Origin of the sequence: Agrobacterium leguminum, assembly GCF_015704895.1 — a bacterium.
GTDB lineage: Bacteria > Pseudomonadota > Alphaproteobacteria > Rhizobiales > Rhizobiaceae > Agrobacterium > Agrobacterium leguminum.
Window position 1 is genome coordinate 364,706 of the sequence record NZ_JADQWB010000001.1, and the last position, 16,736, is coordinate 381,441.

Sequence of the window (16,736 nt, forward strand, 5' to 3'; positions counted from 1 at the left end):
TGCCTGTTTACAGCATCGAACCGAAATCTGTGAAGCGGTTTTCAGAAAATCCGATGCCTGAACAAAAGCATAGGAACAAGGCCGCGCATGGAACAGGCTTTCAGAGCCAGAACAGCAGCAGTTCCTTCAGCGCGCCTGTCGCATTCTGGGTGAGAGACCCCTTGCCGACTGCCGCCTTCGTATAAAGCGGTACTTCCCGCAACAGGCGCTCGCCCGAAAAAATCTTAAGCGTTCCGGCATTTGCCCCGACGTCCAGCGGTGCATTCAGGGGCCAGCGATAGACGATGCGGCCGGAAATACGATCCGGATTATTGACCGGCACCAGCACGCTGACATCTTCCTTCGGCGAAAGATCGATATGCGAAACATCGCCGCCATAAACGCTGACAGACCCGACGGCTTCGTCCTTGCTGAAGAGATGGCGTTTTTCAAAGGCGGTCAGGCCCCAGTCCACCACCCGGCGGGCCTCTTCCTGCCGCGTCTTGTCGTCCACGATGCCGGCAAGCGCCAGATAGACCCGGCGGCCTTCCCGCTCGGCCGAAACGACAGCGGCAAAACCGCTACCTTCCGCAAAACCGAGACCGAGACCGTCTATGCCGCTGCCGGGCATCAGGAGCGTATTCTTGTTGCGCTGGAAAATCCGGTTCCATTCGAAATCCGGTTTGGTGAAAAGCCCGTAACGCTCGGGATAGGTGTCGCGCAGATGTTGCGCAAGACGTACCATGTCCCTCGCGGTCGTCCGGTTGCCGGGATCGGGAAGCCCGGTCGAATTGGTGAAGGTGCTGCTGCTCATGCCCAGTTCGCCCGCCCGCGCCGTCATGCGCTTGGCGAAAGCGGCATCCGAACCCGCGATGCCCTCGGCAACGACGATGCAGCCGTCATTGCCATTCTGCACGATGATGCCGGTCAAAAGATCGTTGATGCTGACGGAGGATTTCAGCGCCGCGAACATGGTCGAGGTGCGCGAGGGCGCGCCGCCCGTGCGCCAGGCATATTCCGAGACGGGATAAGCCGTCTCTGCCGTCATCTGCCCCTTTGACAGCGCATCCAGCACCACTTCCACCGTCATCAGCTTGGCAAGCGACGCGGGCGGAAAAGGCTGATTCTCGTTTTGCGAAAGAAGCACCGTGCCTGTTTCGGCATCGATCATATAGGCCTGTTCGGCCTTCGCAATGAAGGGGCCGGTCTGTGATTGCACCGGGCCTGCACTGAAAAACGCAAACGCTGCCGCTGCGACGACCGAACAATAGGAGCGATGAATGGCCTTGCGCATGAAACCGCCCAGTCCTGCCTGCCGTAACCGGCTGCCCGCGATAAAGGCGAGAGGCCGGCCGTATCCTTCAATCCGTCAGCGCGACTTGGCCTGCTGACGCTTCACATGGGCGAGTATCGATTGCTCGTTCAGCGCGCCACGGTCGACGAGCACGCTGTCGAAGGCGCTCGCGGTCCTGGAGACCGTAGCAGATTCTTCGGAATAGGCCGCCGCAAATTTGGAGGAAGGCGTCGGCACACGCAGATAATTGCCGCCGGGCGCCGCCGGCTCACGCATGAAATTGCCTTCCGGACGCTCGGCCAGGATAGGACCAATTTCCGGCAGGATCGCGAACTGCTCGAAAGCCGGCGCCGGGCCGTTGACCAGCGGCATGGCCTGAAGCGCCGCATTCTTCTTGGAACCGACGAGCGCCGTCTGTGCGGAGCCGCCATAATTCGGGTTGGAGGCAGGAGCCGGAACGAAATTCGGCGAGGCCGAAGCCACCATCACGCCCGTCGCGATCTGCCCTTCGGGTGCTACACCCGGCGAACGCGAACCCTTCGGAATATAGGATGCCATCAGATAAGGCATGTCGTGACCATCGAGCGGTGCTCGGCCGGCATATTGTACCCGCACATTGGCCGTGCCGGTGGCCTTCATGTCGAGAAGATCGGCCGTCTTGCTGGAAACGTCGATCAGGCGGCCTTCGTGGAACGGTCCGCGATCGTTGACGCGCACCAGAACCGAAGCGCCATTTTCCATGTTGGTGATGCGCGCGTAGCTCGGCAGGGGAAATGTCGGATGTGCGGCAGAAAGATGTTCTTTGTCGTAAACTTCGCCATTGGCGGTCAGGCGGCCATGGAAGGCGGAACCGTACCAGGAAGCAAGACCGGTCTTGTTGTAACCCGGCTCTTCCTTCGGGAAATAACGGCGGCCCTTGACGGTATAGGCATTGCCGATCAGCTCTCGCCCGCCGCCCTTGGGAATGGCCTTGCCATCGGCCACGCGCGGGCTGGCTTTGACGCCATATTCGGATTCGGAAAAATATTCCTTGCTGCGCTTGGGCTTAGGCTTGGTCTCGGATGTCGTGGAACACGATGCGGTTGCGGCGCAAAGCACGGAAATTGCAAGCCACTTCACGCCCGACCTGGCGTTGATGCCGAGTTTCTTGACCGAAGAATTCAAATCGTCTGCCCCACGCTGCTATTGGCTCGGAGAACCGCACCCTCACTTGCCTCGATTATTTGCCCCTGCCATCGAAGCACCTAACAGTCGCTTAATCTTGTGCATAACGTGGCGAAAATGCGAACGACTTCTGCAAATTCGATAAAATTGTAACGAACGTGGTTAATGATTTCTATCTTTTAAGCCCGTCCATCGGGCCGGATTTACCCGCCTCAACATCTCCCGTTCACCGCATCCGCAAGGAACAAACGGACGGCAACCGCGTTCTCTCCCCGCAAACAAACGAGCTTTCCGCCGGTTTCGGCTGAGGGAGGAAACATGATCAAGCTTATGAAAACCACAGCTCTTGCGATGGGCATCGCCCTGGTATCCTTCGCCGCGCCGATCCCCGCAGGTGCGCAGGATATGGAACTCAGAATCGGCCCCGATGGCGTTCGCCCCGTCATCCGCGATCGTGACCGGGACCTAGACCGCCGCGGCCCGCCCCGCATGCGTGGCTGCAGCGAACGCGAAGCCCGCGCCGCCGCCCGTGAGGCAGGCCTGCGCGATCCAGAGGTCGTGCGCGTCACCCCTGGTCGTGTCGTCGTCGAAGGCTTCACGCGCCGGGGACCGGATCGCATCACCTTCGCCAATGAACGGGGCTGCCCGGAAATCTGATTGGATGAACACATGGAACCCGCCGCAAGGCGGGTTTCTCATTCGCGCTAAATTCGAGCCATTCCAAAGCTGAGCAAAGCGATCGAGGCATCCCTCGTCGCAGCGTTGTTCGAATGATCTTTGCGCTTGATGGCAGATGGGGTGGGATTCGAACCCACGGTACGCTCTCACGCACGCCGGTTTTCAAGACCGGTTCCTTAAACCACTCGGACACCCATCCATCGGTGGTGAGGCTTTATAGCGGTTTGAAAAAGGCCGTCAATCCCGCCCGGGCGAGCTGCATCGCCGTTCTCTTACGGTTGGCAGATCATTGCCCCGGGGGCGTTGCCGGCGGCAGCAGGGATCCGTCGCCTGAAGGTATCGAGGGCACCTGCTGAGCCGTCTCGAATAGCGTCAGGCTTAAAACGATTGCGACAAGCACCAGCAAAAGCGCCACGAAGAGGATTCCCGATTTATCCATGCGTCTGCTCATGTCACGTTATGTTAAAGGCGAATATGTGCAATTCGAGGCAATGCGAAGAATAAAGCGAAAGTCTGTCAAGTTGTCTTACAGATTTTCCGAACTCATCGTTCAAAAATCTGCTGATTGAGCGAAATTTATGCATAGGCGTACTGTTTGGGACGGAAATGGCCTATCGCGTCAGCACTATTGTCACTTATATCAACCCATCGCTCCCGGGCATTGCCCAACTTTCCCCGAGCGATCAACCTGCCCCGCCTCTTTGCGGGGCTTTTTTCTTTTATGGCCCAGAAGACGAAGCGCGGCCCAAAAGGCCAGCGGCTCTCTATACCGCCCTCGCCTCAGACGCCGATGCTCGGCCCGCCATTGCCATGCCGGCCGTCACCCCGGAGAATATCTTCGAACAGGTTCAGCAGCGCCGGCGGCAAGGTATCGGACAATTCCGCGATGATTTCGTTGGCGCGATTATAGGAATAAATGGCTGAAAGCGTCAGCACCAGCAGCACGATCCACGGCCAGATCGGCTTGCGCCTTTGCGGCGCTCCGTTCGGTTGTTGCGGTAAAGTCATGCCGGTACCTTCCCTTCAGGCCTTCACGCGCGGCTCGCCTCCGGGCGCATAGGCGGTTTTCTGCAGGAAACGGAATATATTGCCGCACTGGGCGCAGCGGATCATGAAATCCGTCGGATCGCCCGAGGCGCGCTCCGCGCGAAATCCACGCGGCATTTCATCGATGCGAAAATCGACGTCCCGACGGCTCTTGTCATCCGATTCCGACGCTTCGGCAAAACCCTGATGACCACATCTGGAACATTCGAGCTTCCGGGAATATCTGTCGCGCGCTGCCATATGCCGTCCTTTGCTTGGTCGTTATCAGGTAGCAGCGGCAAAACATCATTTCAATGCCGATCGCCTCGGGTTAAAGCTTTGCACGGCTATTTCCCGGCCTGAAATTTATCCGGCGGCCGGAACGAATATGGAAGCCCATGAACGACCAGAAACCCCTGCTTTCATCGTCACTCATGCTCCGGGCCGCTCTCATCGCCGGAATTCTTCTCGTCTTTCTCGGCGTCCTCAATGTCGGCATTAAATGGTATGGCGAGCGGATTCTCCAGGCGGGCCATACGACGGCCACCGAGGAGGTGGAGATCGTCATCGGCAACGACCGGCTGAAGCTTGCCAAAAACACCCTGCGGGCGCCTTCCGAGCGCCTCGGCGGAGAACGCGAGCGCGTCGACCTTTATCTGAGCTGGCCCGACCTCAAGGGTTACGAGGAAGCGAATCGCGCCGTCTTCGACGATCCGGCGCAGGCGGCAGGGCTGATCTTCATCCAGCTTTCGCAAAGCACCATGTCCGAGGACATGTCCGGTCGTTTCGGGCCGATCTATTCGCGGCTGACGGAAGGAGAGCCCGTGCCGCTGCAGCACGGCCTGCTGCTGCACCGCCTGCGGGCTGATTCCGGTTACGGCAAGGAAGTCATATTGACCGGCGAGCGCGAGGGCAAAAGCGCCTATGTGGTGCGCTGCCTGCTGCCGCAAACGCCGCAGGCGGCCACCGGCAGCGATTGCCAGAGGGATATTCACGCCGGACAGGACCTCAGTCTGTTTTACCGTTTCTCCTCCGCCCTGCTGCCGCAATGGCAAAAGCTGGACGCGGATGTGAAAAACTATATCGAGCGCCGCCTCGTAAAAGACGGAAATCGGTGAAACAGCACGGCACAGATTGCGTGCGAAAAGTCGCATTTTATGGAAGGCAGATACCTTTCATAAACCACTTGGTAACGCCATCCCGATAAAGTTTCTTCCCGGAGCATCGGGCGGGGCGTGTCCGAGCGGAACAGAAATATGCGATTGAAGAGTTCAGCAGTGTTGAAAAGTCTATCTGGGGCACATTCGCGCAAAGCGGGTGCGACGTCTTTCGTAAGGTTTATTGCGTTAACCCTTGCTGCGGCGTTCATAACCGCAACATCCGTTCAAACCGCAAAGGCCGATCCGAAATATGCGGGCATCGTCATCGATGCCAAGACCGGCAAGGTCCTCTATGGCGAGGATCCGGACGGGCTGCGTTATCCGGCTTCGCTGACGAAGATGATGACGCTTTATCTGACATTCGAGGCGCTCAATACCGGACGTATCTCGCTCGATTCCAAGGTGCCGGTGTCAGCCAACGCCGCCAAGGAGCCGCCATCCAAGCTCGGCGTGCGCGCCGGCGGCAGCATTACCGTGGAACAGGCTATCCTTGCACTCGTCACCCGGTCCGCAAATGACATGGCAACCGCGCTCGGCGAATATCTCGGCGGCTCGGAAGACCGTTTCGCCAGAATGATGACCGCCAAGGCCCGTGCACTCGGCATGACCCGCACGACCTATCGCAACGCCAACGGCCTGCCCAACACGGCGCAGATGACAACGGCGCGCGACCAGGCCCGTCTCGGCGTCGCGCTTCGCCAGCATTTCCCGCAATATTACGGCTATTTCTCCACCCGCACCTTCAACTTCGGCAAGCAGGTTATCGGCAACCATAACCGCCTCGTCGGAACCGTGAAGGGTGTGGATGGCATCAAGACCGGTTATACCCGTGCAGCCGGCAGCAACCTTGCCACATCGGCTCAGCTCGACGGTCGCTCCATCGTCGCCGTCGTTCTCGGCGGCCGCTCGAGCGCTGCCCGTGACGCCACCATGCGCAAGCTTGTTGCAACCTACCTGCCGCAGGCATCGCGTGGCGGCAACAGCAACCTGATCGCGCAGACCCGCTCAGCGCCGGTCGAAGAGCCCGTCGCCGTGGCCGCTGCTGTTCCTTCCGTGGCAGTTGCAGCAACCGCAGCCGGCCTGCCCAATTCCGGTCCGGTGCCGCAGACCCGTTACGAAGAAGCCCCGGTTACCGCCTTCGCAGGCTCCTCTTCCAATGCAGCCGTCAAGGCCATGGAAGCCGCCACCTGGCAGAAGGGCAAGGATCCAATCAATCAGGCGCCCGCTGCACCGGACCGCAAGTTGATCACCAATTCGACCAAGGTGGACAATATCGTCACCGCTTCCACCACGGCGCCTGTCCTCTCCGCCCCTTCGGTTTCGGCCAGGTCCGAGGCTCCGCAGGGCGGCTGGGTCATCCAGATCGGTGCATCTCCCGATGAAAACTCCGCACGCGGCCTGTTGCAGAACGCGCAGGAAAAGGGCGGCGCCGCACTGCGCTCCGCAAAACCCTTCACGGTCGCCTTCAGTAAGGACGGCTCCCAGATCTACCGCGCCCGTTTCGGCGGCTTCGATGGCCAGAACGCCGCGGTGAATGCATGCAATGCATTGAAAAAGAAAGGCGTCAGCTGCTGGGCGTCACTCCAGTAACAGACGTTTCCACAGGCGGTGGTTCATGGTCGAAACATCGCCTGTCTCCTCGAAGTTTGTAATGTGTAGCGAGGCTTTCCAAGATGGCAGTCAACGAGAATTATTCGGACATTGCGTCTGGCAACGGGCATGGCAGCCTGTCGGTTCTGCATCCCATTCACGAAGCGGCGATGCGTATCGCCGATCTCGGTCTTAATCGTTCCAAGGCGAAGACACGCGATCTCGTGGCGCTGCTTCTGTCGCATGGCGCCCGCGCCTGGCGCTCCAATCAGCCGGAAGCGAACATCCACCTTCATGTCGCAAGCCGCTCGGGTCGCGCTCCGGTCCATATTCGCATTCGCTGAAGATCAAACACAGTCGATAAGATACAAACAAAAACCCCGCGGAGCCTGAGCGCCGCGGGGTTTTTGTTGATTGGTAACCGAAGATAACGAGGCGGCTTACGCCTCGTTATCCGGTGCCTCCGGCGTATCCGGCAGATCGTCGGCGGCATCTTCGCCATTGCCGTTCTCTGCTTCGTCGTCGCCTTCCGGCTCGTTGATGCGCTCCACGGAAACCACCTTCTCATCCTTGGCGGTCGAGAAGATCGTCACACCCTTGGTGGCGCGGCTGGCGATGCGAATGCCGTTGACCGGCACGCGGATGAGCTGACCGCCATCGGAAACCAGCATGATCTGGTCGCCTTCTTCCACGGGGAAGGCTGCGACGAGTTCGCCGATCTCGTTGGTCTTGGAGGTATCGGTGGCGCGGATGCCCTTGCCGCCGCGACCCGAGGTGCGGAAGTCGTAAGAAGAGGAACGCTTGCCGAAGCCCTTCACGGAAACCGTCAGCACGAATTCTTCGCGTGCCTTCAGTTCCTGATAGCGCTCTTCGCTGAGTTCACCCTCCTCCGTCACTTCCTCGCCGACGAGCGCGATATCATCCTCATCGACGCCTGCGGCACGCCGCTCGGTAGCCGAGCGCTTCAGATAGGCCGCACGCTCCCACGGTTCAGCTTCCACATGGCCCACAATGGTCATGGAGATGATGCGGTCGCCCTCGGCCATGTTGATGCCGCGCACACCGACGGAGTTGCGGCCTGCAAAGACGCGCACATCGTCCACGGGGAAGCGGATGCACTGGCCGAGCGCGGTCGTCAGCAGCACGTCGTCGCGGTCCGTACAGGTTTCGACGGAGAGGATTTCATCGCCCTCCTCGTCCAGCTTCATGGCGATCTTGCCATTGCGGTTGACCTGCACGAAATCGCCGAGCTTGTTGCGGCGAACCGTGCCGCGCGTCGTCGAGAACATCACGTCCAGCGTTTCCCAGGTCGTTTCGTCCTCGGGCAACGGCATGATGGTGGTTATGCGCTCGCCGGGCTCCAGCGGCAGCATGTTGATGAGGGCCTTGCCCTTGGACTGCGGCGTCCCGATCGGCAGACGCCAGACCTTTTCCTTGTAGACGATGCCACGCGAGGAGAAGAACAGCACCGGTGTATGGGTATTGGCAACGAAGAGACGGTTGACGAAATCCTCGTCGCGCGTCGCCATGCCGGAACGGCCCTTGCCGCCGCGACGCTGCGCCCGGTAAGTGGTCAGCGGCACGCGCTTGATATAGCCGAGATGCGAAACGGTGACGACCATGTCCTCGCGGGCGATGAGGTCTTCATCGTCCATATCGGGACCGCCCTCGACGATCTCGGAACGGCGCGGCGTGCCGAACTCGTCACGGATGGCGACAAGCTCGTCCTTGACGATCTGCTGGATGCGCAGGCGCGACGACAGGATTTCGAGGTACTCGGAAATTTCAGCACCGATCTTGTTCAGCTCGTCGCCGATTTCATCGCGGCCGAGCGCGGTGAGGCGGGCAAGGCGCAGTTCGAGAATGGCGCGAGCCTGCTCTTCCGAGAGATTATAGGTGCCGTCTTCATTGATGCGGTGGCGCGGATCGTCGATCAGACGGATCAGGCTTTCCACATCCTGCGCCGGCCAGCGCCGCGTCATCAGCTCTTCGCGGGCCGAAGCGGGATCGGGCGCATGACGGATAACCCGGATGACCTCGTCGATATTGGCAACCGCAATCGCCAGGCCAACCAACACATGCGCACGCTCGCGCGCCTTGCGCAGCAGATATTTCGTACGACGGCTGACCACATCCTCGCGGAAGGCCACGAAAGCGCGCAGCATGTCGATGAGCGTCATCTGCTCCGGCTTGCCGCCGTTCAGCGCCACCATGTTGCAGCCGAAGGAGGTCTGCAACGGCGTGTAGCGGTAAAGCTGGTTCAGGATGACTTCGGCATTGGCGTCGCGCTTCAATTCGATGACGACGCGATAGCCCTGACGGTCGGATTCGTCGCGCAGGTCGGAAATGCCCTCGATGCGCTTTTCCTTGACCAGTTCGGCCATTTTTTCGATCATGTTCGCCTTGTTCACCTGATAGGGAACTTCGGTGATGATGATCTGCTCGCGGTCGCCGCGCATCGGCTCGATGGTAGCGCGGCCGCGCATGATGACCGAGCCGCGGCCGGTCTCATAGGCCGAACGGATGCCGGAACGGCCCATGATCAGCGCGCCTGTCGGGAAATCCGGGCCGGGAATGATCTGCATCAGCTCCGGCAGCTCGATCGCCGGATTGTCGATCATGGCGATACAGCCGTCGATGACTTCCGAGAGATTGTGCGGCGGAATATTGGTGGCCATGCCGACCGCAATGCCGCCTGCCCCGTTGACCAGAAGGTTCGGGAACTTCGCCGGAATGACGACCGGTTCCTGCAAGGTGCCGTCATAGTTGTCGCGGAAATCGACCGTTTCCTTGTCGAGATCGTCGAGCAGCGAATGGGCGGCCTTTTCCAGACGGCATTCGGTGTAACGTTCCGCCGCCGGCGGATCGCCGTCGATGGAGCCGAAATTGCCCTGCCCGTCGATCAGCGGCAGGCGGAGCGACCAGTCCTGCGCCATACGCGCCAAAGCGTCATAGATCGCCGCATTGCCGTGCGGATGGAATTTACCCATCACGTCCCCGGTAACGCGGGCACATTTGACGTATTTCTTGTTCCAGTCGATGCCGAGTTCGGACATGCCGTAAAGAATACGGCGATGAACCGGCTTCAGGCCGTCTCGCACATCGGGAAGCGCGCGGGACACGATGACGCTCATGGCGTAATCGAGATACGACCGCTGCATTTCCTCCATGATGGAAATCGGTTCAATGCCTGGCGGAAGTTTTCCGCCGCCGGGGGGGCTCTGGTCAGTCAAAACGGATCACATTCTCTGTTAAGAATCGGATGGATTTTTATAGCGGAAACAGCCACGTTAAGCCAATTTCCCGGCGAGTTTTGAACAGGCTTTTGCGTCATTTGCAAGACGAACGCCGCATTTCACGATTTAGCCCGGCAAAAGCGCCGCCGCTCCCTTTCAAAGTGCCGGCGACTTGCGTAGGCTCCGCCCTAAAAACAGATGAGACGGGGAAAGAATGGCCAGCAGCGAAACGCTCATCAACGCGCTTACCACACTTCTGGTCACGCTCGATCCGCCGGGCCTCGCCCCCGTCTTTCTGGCGCTGACCGCCGGCATGACGCGCGACCAGCGCAGCCAGGTGGCGCTGCGCGGCTCCATCATCGCCTTCGGCATTCTCGCCGTCTTCGCGCTCTTCGGCCTTGCCATCCTCAATCTTCTCGGCATCTCGCTCGGCGCTTTCCGCATCGCCGGCGGCCTGTTGCTGTTCTGGATTTCCTTCGAGATGATTTTCGAAAAACGCCAGGAGCGCAAGGAAAAGACCTCCGAGATCGCCATCACCAAGGACCACCTTCACAATCTGGCGGTCTTTCCGCTGGCGCTGCCCCTGATCGCCGGGCCGGGCGCCATTTCCGCGACCGTGCTACTTGCCGGCTCGATGAAAACCACCGTCGAGATGCTGGTGCTCATCCTAATCCTCGCCTTCGCCATGGCTCTCGTTTATGCGGCCCTGATAGTCTCGGAGCGGATGGACCGTTTTCTCGGCAATACCGGTCGCGCGATCCTGACCCGTCTGCTCGGCGTGCTGCTTGCCGCCCTTTCCGTGCAATTCGTGGTCGACGGGATAAAATCGGCCTTCGCTTTTTGAAAAGCCGCCCCTTGGCGGTGCCTGCGCAATAAATTCCCGCCAACCGCTAAAACGCCGGAAAATCCTCCCTTTAAATCCGACCGCCGCTTCGGCTAAAAGACGCATGTTTTTTTCGGATTCGAAAGTTATCTCCATGCGTTCCACGCTGCGTCGCCTCATCCCGGATGCCGCACCCGTCAGCAACAGGGAAAGGCTGCGCTCCGCAACCGGCGCCTTTGTCGGCATTCTGCTGACCGGCCTTATGGGAAGTCTCGCTCTCAGTTTCGATCCCACCCTGCCCGCCATGATCGCCCCGATGGGCGCTTCGGCCGTGCTTCTGTTCGCCGTGCCCTCAAGCCCGCTGGCGCAGCCCTGGTCGATCCTCTGCGGCAACCTCGTTTCGGCCTTCGTGGGCGTAACAGTCGCACTGCTGGTTCCGGATCTATTTCTTGCCAGCGCGCTCGCCATCAGCCTCGCCATTGCCGCGATGATGGTTTTGCGCTGCCTGCACCCGCCAAGCGGTGCCGTGGCGCTGACCGCCGTTCTCGGCGGCCCTGCCATACACAGCCTCGGTTATGGCTTCCTGCTATGGCCGGTCGCCGGAAATTCGCTGATCCTTCTTGCCTTGGCCCTCGCCTATAACAATGCCACCGGCCGCGCCTATCCTCACGGCCTGAAGCTTGGCAAGGCCGCCCATGGCACTACCGATCCGACCCCCATCCAGAAAATCGGATTTTCCTCCAACGACCTCGACGAGGTGCTGAAGGAATATGACCAGGTCCTGGATATCGACCGGGACGAGCTCGAAACCATTTTACGCAAGACCGAATTGCGCTCCTGGCGTCGCCGTGCGCTGCATCTCGATTGCGCCAGCGTCATGTCGCGCGATGTCGTCGGTGTTGCGCCTGATGACAGTCTGCGCCATGCCCACGCGCTGATGCACAGCCACCATTTCAAGGCATTGCCGGTCACCAACGATAAAGCGGAGATCGTCGGCATCGTCACCCAGACGGATTTTCTGGAAAAGGCAAGCTGGAGAAACGGCCGCCCCTCCATCGGTTTCCTGCAGCGGCTGCGCCTCATCCTCTCCGGCGCAAGCGCCCCCAACGATACCGTCAAAGACATCATGACGTCGCCGGTCAGAACCGTCCGGCCGGAAACGGCAATCGAAGAGGCCATCATCCGCTTTGCCGAAGAAGGACTGCATTACCTGCCGGTCATCGACGCCAGAGGCAAGATGGTGGGCATCGTGTCGCAATCCGATGTCATGGTCGCGATGCTGGCGGACAAGGTCGCGGCATAAGCGGCAGCACTCAAGCCAATGAACGGGAAGAACACACGCTGAAAAATTCAAGGACGTCAACCGCTACCCGAAAGCGTCAAAGCTTTAGGCGGCGGATGCTTCTACCATGCACCACCGTGAGAATGAGGACGCCTGAACCGTCAATTTCATAGAGGATGATATGGCTTCCATGCTCATGTCGGCGCACACCTTCCCCAATCGTCGGGGCAAGACGTCCTATGCGCGGATTATCGCCAAGCAACTGGAAACAGCTTTCCATTTCATTCTTGTAAAAATGTGCCTGTCTCAATCCGAACTGTTCAACGCCATAGATAAAGATATCGAGAATTTCGCTTTCGGCCTGTTTAGTCAGCCGATAGCTATTCACGCACAACTCCACGTGCGGCCGCTATCCGTTCGGCTTCCGTAAACAGATCATCCATGCTGCGGGAACCGATGCCGCTCACGCGGGAATCCGCGACGATCTGGCGAAGCTCATCAACGCTGAACTCCTGCCCCCGTCGCGCCCGGTCACGACGCACCAAATCCCGCACATAGTCGCTGACGCTGGCATATTCGCCTGTCAGGACCTGGGTCTCGATCCATTCTTTCATGGGATCTGGCAAGGAAACGGTCATGGTCGCCATGTGTTTAAATCTCCCGTCAGTCCTCCCAAAATACCAGAGAATAGGAAAAAATCACAAAAATTCTGACTTGTGATAGTTTCTTCGATATCAGCGTCAGAACGGAATATCGTCATCCATATCGTTGGAGAAGCCGCCGGAAGGCTGGCCGCCGCCACGGGAAGAGCCGCCGCGCGACGAGGACTGCTGGTCGTAACCGCCACCATAGCTGGAGCCGCCGCCGCTGCCATAATCGTTGCCGCCGCCGAAATCGCCGCCGCTACGGCCACCGCCCTCACCGCGACCATCGAGCATCGTCAGCGTGGAATTGAAGCCCTGCAGCACGATTTCAGTGGAATAACGGTCGTTACCGGTCTGGTCCTGCCATTTGCGCGTCTGCAGCTGGCCTTCAATATAGAGCTTGGCGCCCTTCTTGACATATTGCTCGACGACCTTGCACAGGCCTTCGTTGAAGACGACGACAGTGTGCCATTCGGTCTTTTCGCGGCGCTCGCCGCTGTTGCGGTCCCGCCAGGTCTCCGAAGTGGCAATACGCAGATTGGCGATGGGACGGCCATCCTGCGTCCGGCGGATTTCGGGATCGGCGCCCACGTTCCCGATCAGAATTACCTTGTTTACGCTACCAGCCATCTCGTCATCCTGTCCGCCGGCCATCATGACCGGCAATTGCATTTCAAAAAATTCGCCACACAATAGCTGCCGCCGCCCGCAAAGGGCACCGCAAGCATGGAACTATCCACAAAGAATAATCTTAAGCTGCGGTAGCAGACATTCGCGCTTGCAATTCGTTCCTTTTTTGTTCTATTAAATCGCAGATTTCGAGTCAAGCATTCCGAAAAGCTGCGACCGATTGGGAATAGACCTCGACACATCCGGCTGCGTCACTACATAAGGACGCGCTGCCATCAAGCCTGTTATTTTTGTCCGAGCCTTGTCATGAGTGAACTGAAGACGATTTCCATCCGTGGCGCCCGCGAGCACAACCTCAAGGGCATCGATCTGGACCTGCCGCGCAACAAGCTGATCGTCATGACCGGCCTTTCCGGTTCGGGCAAGTCCTCGCTTGCCTTCGATACGATCTATGCCGAGGGCCAGCGCCGTTATGTCGAAAGCCTTTCGGCCTATGCGCGCCAGTTCCTGGAAATGATGCAGAAGCCGGATGTCGACCAGATCGACGGCCTGTCACCGGCAATCTCCATCGAGCAGAAGACCACATCGCGCAATCCGCGTTCCACGGTCGGCACGGTCACCGAAATCTACGACTATATGCGCCTGCTGTTCGCGCGTGTCGGCGTCCCCTATTCGCCGGCCACGGGCCTGCCGATCGAAAGCCAGACGGTCAGCCAGATGGTCGACCGCATCCTCGCTTTCGAGGAAGGCACACGTCTTTATATTCTCGCGCCGATGGTGCGCGGCCGCAAAGGCGAATATAAAAAGGAACTCGCCGATCTCATGAAGAAGGGCTTCCAGCGCGTCAAGGTGGATGGCCAGTTCTACGAAATCGCCGACGTGCCCGCCCTCGACAAGAAATACAAGCACGATATCGACGTGGTGGTTGACCGTGCGGTGGTGCGCCCGGATATGGCCGCGCGCCTTGCCGACAGTCTCGAAACCTGCCTCAAGCTCGCCGACGGGTTGGCGGTCGCGGAATTCGCCGACAAGCCCCTGCCGCCGGAAGAAACCGCCGCCGGCGGCTCCGCCAACAAGTCGCTCAACGAAACCCATGAACGTGTGCTGTTTTCGGAAAAATTCGCCTGCCCCGTTTCCGGCTTCACCATTCCGGAAATCGAGCCGCGGCTGTTCTCCTTCAACAATCCCTTCGGCGCCTGCCCGAGCTGCGATGGCCTCGGCTCGCAGCAGAAGGTGGATGAAAACCTGATCGTGCCGGAGCCCGCCCGTACCCTGCGCGACGGCGCCATCGCTCCCTGGGCGAAATCCTCCTCTCCCTATTACAATCAGACGCTGGAAGCGCTCGGCAAGGCTTTCGGTTTCAAGCTGTCGAGCAAGTGGTCGGATCTTTCGAAAGAGGCTCAGCATGCCATCCTGCAGGGCACCGATGACAAGATCGAATTCAACTATCAGGACGGCGCCCGCTCCTACAAGACGGTGAAGAATTTCGAAGGCATCGTGCCCAATCTGGAGCGTCGCTGGAAAGAGACCGACAGCGCCTGGGCGCGTGAGGAAATCGAACGCTACATGTCGGCGGCCCCCTGCCCGGCCTGCGCCGGTTACCGCCTGAAGCCGGAAGCGCTCGCCGTCAAGATCAACAGGCTGCATATCGGCGAAGTCACCGAAATGTCGATCCGCACCGCGCGCGACTGGTTCGAGGTGCTGCCGGAAAGCCTCAACGCCAAGCAGAACGAGATCGCAGTCCGTATTCTTAAGGAAATCCGCGAGCGCCTGCGTTTCCTCAACGATGTCGGGCTGGATTATCTCAGCCTGTCGCGCAATTCCGGCACGCTTTCCGGCGGTGAAAGCCAGCGCATCCGGCTGGCCTCGCAGATCGGTTCAGGCCTCACCGGCGTTCTCTATGTTCTCGACGAACCGTCGATCGGCCTGCACCAGCGTGACAATGCCCGCCTGCTCGATACGCTGAAACACCTGCGCGATATCGGCAATACCGTCATCGTGGTCGAACATGACGAGGATGCCATTCTGACGGCGGATTATGTGGTCGATATCGGCCCCGCCGCCGGCATTCATGGCGGTCAGGTGATCGCTGAAGGCTCACCGCAGGAGGTGATGGCCAATCCGAAATCGCTGACCGGCAAATATCTCTCCGGCGAACTCGGCGTCGCGGTGCCGGCGGAGCGCCGCAAGCCCAAGAAGGGCCGCGAGATCAAGGTTTTTGGCGCACGCGGCAATAATTTGAAGAATGTCACGGCCGCCGTGCCGCTCGGTGTTTTCACTGCCGTAACCGGCGTATCGGGCGGCGGCAAATCCACCTTCCTGATCGAGACGCTCTACAAGTCGGCGGCGCGCCGGGTGATGGGTGCGCGCGAAATCCCGGCCGAACACGACCGCATCGACGGTTTCGAATTCATCGACAAGGTGATCGATATCGACCAGTCGCCGATTGGCCGCACGCCGCGTTCCAACCCGGCCACCTATACCGGCGCCTTCACCCCGATCCGCGACTGGTTCGCCGGCCTGCCGGAGGCCAAGGCGCGCGGTTATGCGCCGGGCCGTTTTTCCTTCAACGTCAAGGGCGGCCGCTGCGAGGCCTGCCAGGGCGATGGCGTCATCAAGATCGAGATGCACTTCCTGCCTGACGTTTACGTCACCTGCGATGTCTGTCACGGCAAGCGTTACAATCGCGAGACGCTCGATGTCACCTTCAAGGGCAAGTCCATCGCCGATGTGCTGGATATGACGGTGGAGGAAGGCGTGGAGTTCTTCGCCGCTGTGCCGGCCGTGCGCGACAAGCTGCAATCGCTTTTCGATGTCGGCCTCGGTTACATCAAGGTCGGCCAGCAGGCGAATACGCTCTCCGGTGGCGAGGCGCAGCGCGTCAAGCTCGCCAAGGAACTGTCGAAACGCTCGACGGGCCGCACGCTCTATATTCTCGACGAGCCGACGACCGGCCTGCATTTCCACGATGTCAACAAGCTCCTGGAAATGCTGCATGCGCTGGTCGAACAGGGCAATTCCGTCGTGGTGATCGAACATAATCTCGAAGTCATCAAGACGGCTGACTGGATCATCGACATCGGACCCGAAGGCGGCACGGGCGGCGGCGAGGTGGTGGCGACCGGCACACCGGAGGACATCGTCAAGGTCGAACGTTCCTATACCGGTCACTTCCTGAAGGAGCTTCTCGAGCGCCGGCCGGCCGGAAAACGGGAGGCTGCGGAGTAGAA

16 protein-coding genes and 1 tRNA gene are annotated in these 16,736 nt (G+C 59.7%); 7 read left to right on the forward strand and 10 right to left on the reverse strand.

The window, feature by feature from the left end:
* Nucleotides 1-100: 100 nt before the first annotated feature.
* The gene (locus I3J13_RS01840; protein WP_196377833.1) at nucleotides 101-1,273 is read right to left on the reverse strand and encodes a D-alanyl-D-alanine carboxypeptidase family protein; all 1,173 of its coding nucleotides are present in this window, start codon (nucleotides 1,271-1,273) and stop codon (nucleotides 101-103) included.
* A gap of 75 nt (nucleotides 1,274-1,348) precedes the next feature.
* Entirely contained in the window at nucleotides 1,349-2,437 is a 1,089-nt protein-coding gene (locus I3J13_RS01845) for a septal ring lytic transglycosylase RlpA family protein (RefSeq protein WP_196377834.1), read from the reverse strand.
* A gap of 318 nt (nucleotides 2,438-2,755) precedes the next feature.
* On the opposite strand from I3J13_RS01845, the gene I3J13_RS01850 reads away from it, so the two are divergent.
* Entirely contained in the window at nucleotides 2,756-3,094 is a 339-nt protein-coding gene (locus tag I3J13_RS01850) for a hypothetical protein (protein ID WP_196377835.1), read from the forward strand.
* A gap of 130 nt (nucleotides 3,095-3,224) precedes the next feature.
* Here the strand turns inward: I3J13_RS01850 and I3J13_RS01855 are convergent.
* From I3J13_RS01855 to I3J13_RS01870, 4 genes are all read right to left on the reverse strand, one after another.
* Nucleotides 3,225-3,314 (reverse strand) — tRNA-Ser (locus tag I3J13_RS01855).
* 87 nt (nucleotides 3,315-3,401) lie between these two features.
* Nucleotides 3,402-3,554 (reverse strand): hypothetical protein, encoded by a 153-nt coding sequence (locus tag I3J13_RS01860; RefSeq protein WP_196377836.1) that lies wholly within the window; start codon nucleotides 3,552-3,554, stop codon nucleotides 3,402-3,404.
* Between the two features lie 341 nt (nucleotides 3,555-3,895).
* Nucleotides 3,896-4,123, reverse strand: a complete 228-nt coding sequence (locus I3J13_RS01865) for a hypothetical protein (protein ID WP_035261278.1) — start codon at nucleotides 4,121-4,123, stop codon at nucleotides 3,896-3,898.
* 15 nt (nucleotides 4,124-4,138) lie between these two features.
* On the reverse strand, nucleotides 4,139-4,402 hold the full coding sequence (locus I3J13_RS01870; protein ID WP_035261275.1) for a hypothetical protein: 264 nt from the start codon (nucleotides 4,400-4,402) through the stop codon (nucleotides 4,139-4,141).
* A gap of 137 nt (nucleotides 4,403-4,539) precedes the next feature.
* On the opposite strand from I3J13_RS01870, the gene I3J13_RS01875 reads away from it, so the two are divergent.
* The 3 genes from I3J13_RS01875 (at nucleotide 4,540) to I3J13_RS01885 (ending at nucleotide 7,235) form a co-directional block, all read left to right on the forward strand.
* The gene (locus I3J13_RS01875) at nucleotides 4,540-5,259 is read left to right on the forward strand and encodes a hypothetical protein (RefSeq protein WP_196377837.1); all 720 of its coding nucleotides are present in this window, start codon (nucleotides 4,540-4,542) and stop codon (nucleotides 5,257-5,259) included.
* Between the two features lie 138 nt (nucleotides 5,260-5,397).
* Nucleotides 5,398-6,891, forward strand: a complete 1,494-nt coding sequence (locus I3J13_RS01880) for a D-alanyl-D-alanine carboxypeptidase family protein (RefSeq protein ID WP_082710415.1) — start codon at nucleotides 5,398-5,400, stop codon at nucleotides 6,889-6,891.
* A gap of 83 nt (nucleotides 6,892-6,974) precedes the next feature.
* Complete coding sequence (locus tag I3J13_RS01885; RefSeq protein WP_003502750.1) at nucleotides 6,975-7,235, forward strand: hypothetical protein; 261 nt, start codon at nucleotides 6,975-6,977, stop codon at nucleotides 7,233-7,235.
* A gap of 96 nt (nucleotides 7,236-7,331) precedes the next feature.
* Here the strand turns inward: I3J13_RS01885 and gyrA are convergent, their stop codons facing one another.
* Nucleotides 7,332-10,124 (reverse strand): DNA gyrase subunit A, encoded by a 2,793-nt coding sequence (gene gyrA, locus I3J13_RS01890; RefSeq protein ID WP_142779206.1) that lies wholly within the window; start codon nucleotides 10,122-10,124, stop codon nucleotides 7,332-7,334.
* A gap of 217 nt (nucleotides 10,125-10,341) precedes the next feature.
* Between gyrA and I3J13_RS01895 the strand changes: the two genes are divergently transcribed.
* The gene (locus I3J13_RS01895) at nucleotides 10,342-10,971 is read left to right on the forward strand and encodes a MarC family protein (protein WP_003525062.1); all 630 of its coding nucleotides are present in this window, start codon (nucleotides 10,342-10,344) and stop codon (nucleotides 10,969-10,971) included.
* A 133-nt stretch (nucleotides 10,972-11,104) separates the two neighbouring features.
* Nucleotides 11,105-12,253, forward strand: coding sequence for an HPP family protein (locus I3J13_RS01900; protein WP_196377838.1), 1,149 nt, complete (start codon nucleotides 11,105-11,107; stop codon nucleotides 12,251-12,253).
* A 76-nt stretch (nucleotides 12,254-12,329) separates the two neighbouring features.
* On the opposite strand, the gene I3J13_RS01905 is transcribed toward I3J13_RS01900, so the two are convergent.
* From I3J13_RS01905 to I3J13_RS01915, 3 genes are all read right to left on the reverse strand, one after another.
* The gene (locus tag I3J13_RS01905; RefSeq protein ID WP_196377839.1) at nucleotides 12,330-12,620 is read right to left on the reverse strand and encodes a type II toxin-antitoxin system RelE/ParE family toxin; all 291 of its coding nucleotides are present in this window, start codon (nucleotides 12,618-12,620) and stop codon (nucleotides 12,330-12,332) included.
* Nucleotides 12,613-12,879: a type II toxin-antitoxin system ParD family antitoxin gene (locus I3J13_RS01910; protein WP_196377840.1), complete on the reverse strand. Its 267-nt coding sequence runs from the start codon at nucleotides 12,877-12,879 to the stop codon at nucleotides 12,613-12,615. The genes I3J13_RS01905 and I3J13_RS01910 overlap by 8 nt, the downstream gene beginning before the upstream one ends.
* Nucleotides 12,880-12,972: 93 nt before the next feature.
* Nucleotides 12,973-13,548: a single-stranded DNA-binding protein gene (locus tag I3J13_RS01915; protein WP_065655441.1), complete on the reverse strand. Its 576-nt coding sequence runs from the start codon at nucleotides 13,546-13,548 to the stop codon at nucleotides 12,973-12,975.
* A 264-nt stretch (nucleotides 13,549-13,812) separates the two neighbouring features.
* Between I3J13_RS01915 and uvrA the strand changes: the two genes are divergently transcribed.
* Nucleotides 13,813-16,734, forward strand: a complete 2,922-nt coding sequence (gene uvrA / locus I3J13_RS01920) for an excinuclease ABC subunit UvrA (protein WP_020809937.1) — start codon at nucleotides 13,813-13,815, stop codon at nucleotides 16,732-16,734.
* The last annotated feature ends 2 nt before the right edge of the window (nucleotides 16,735-16,736 follow it).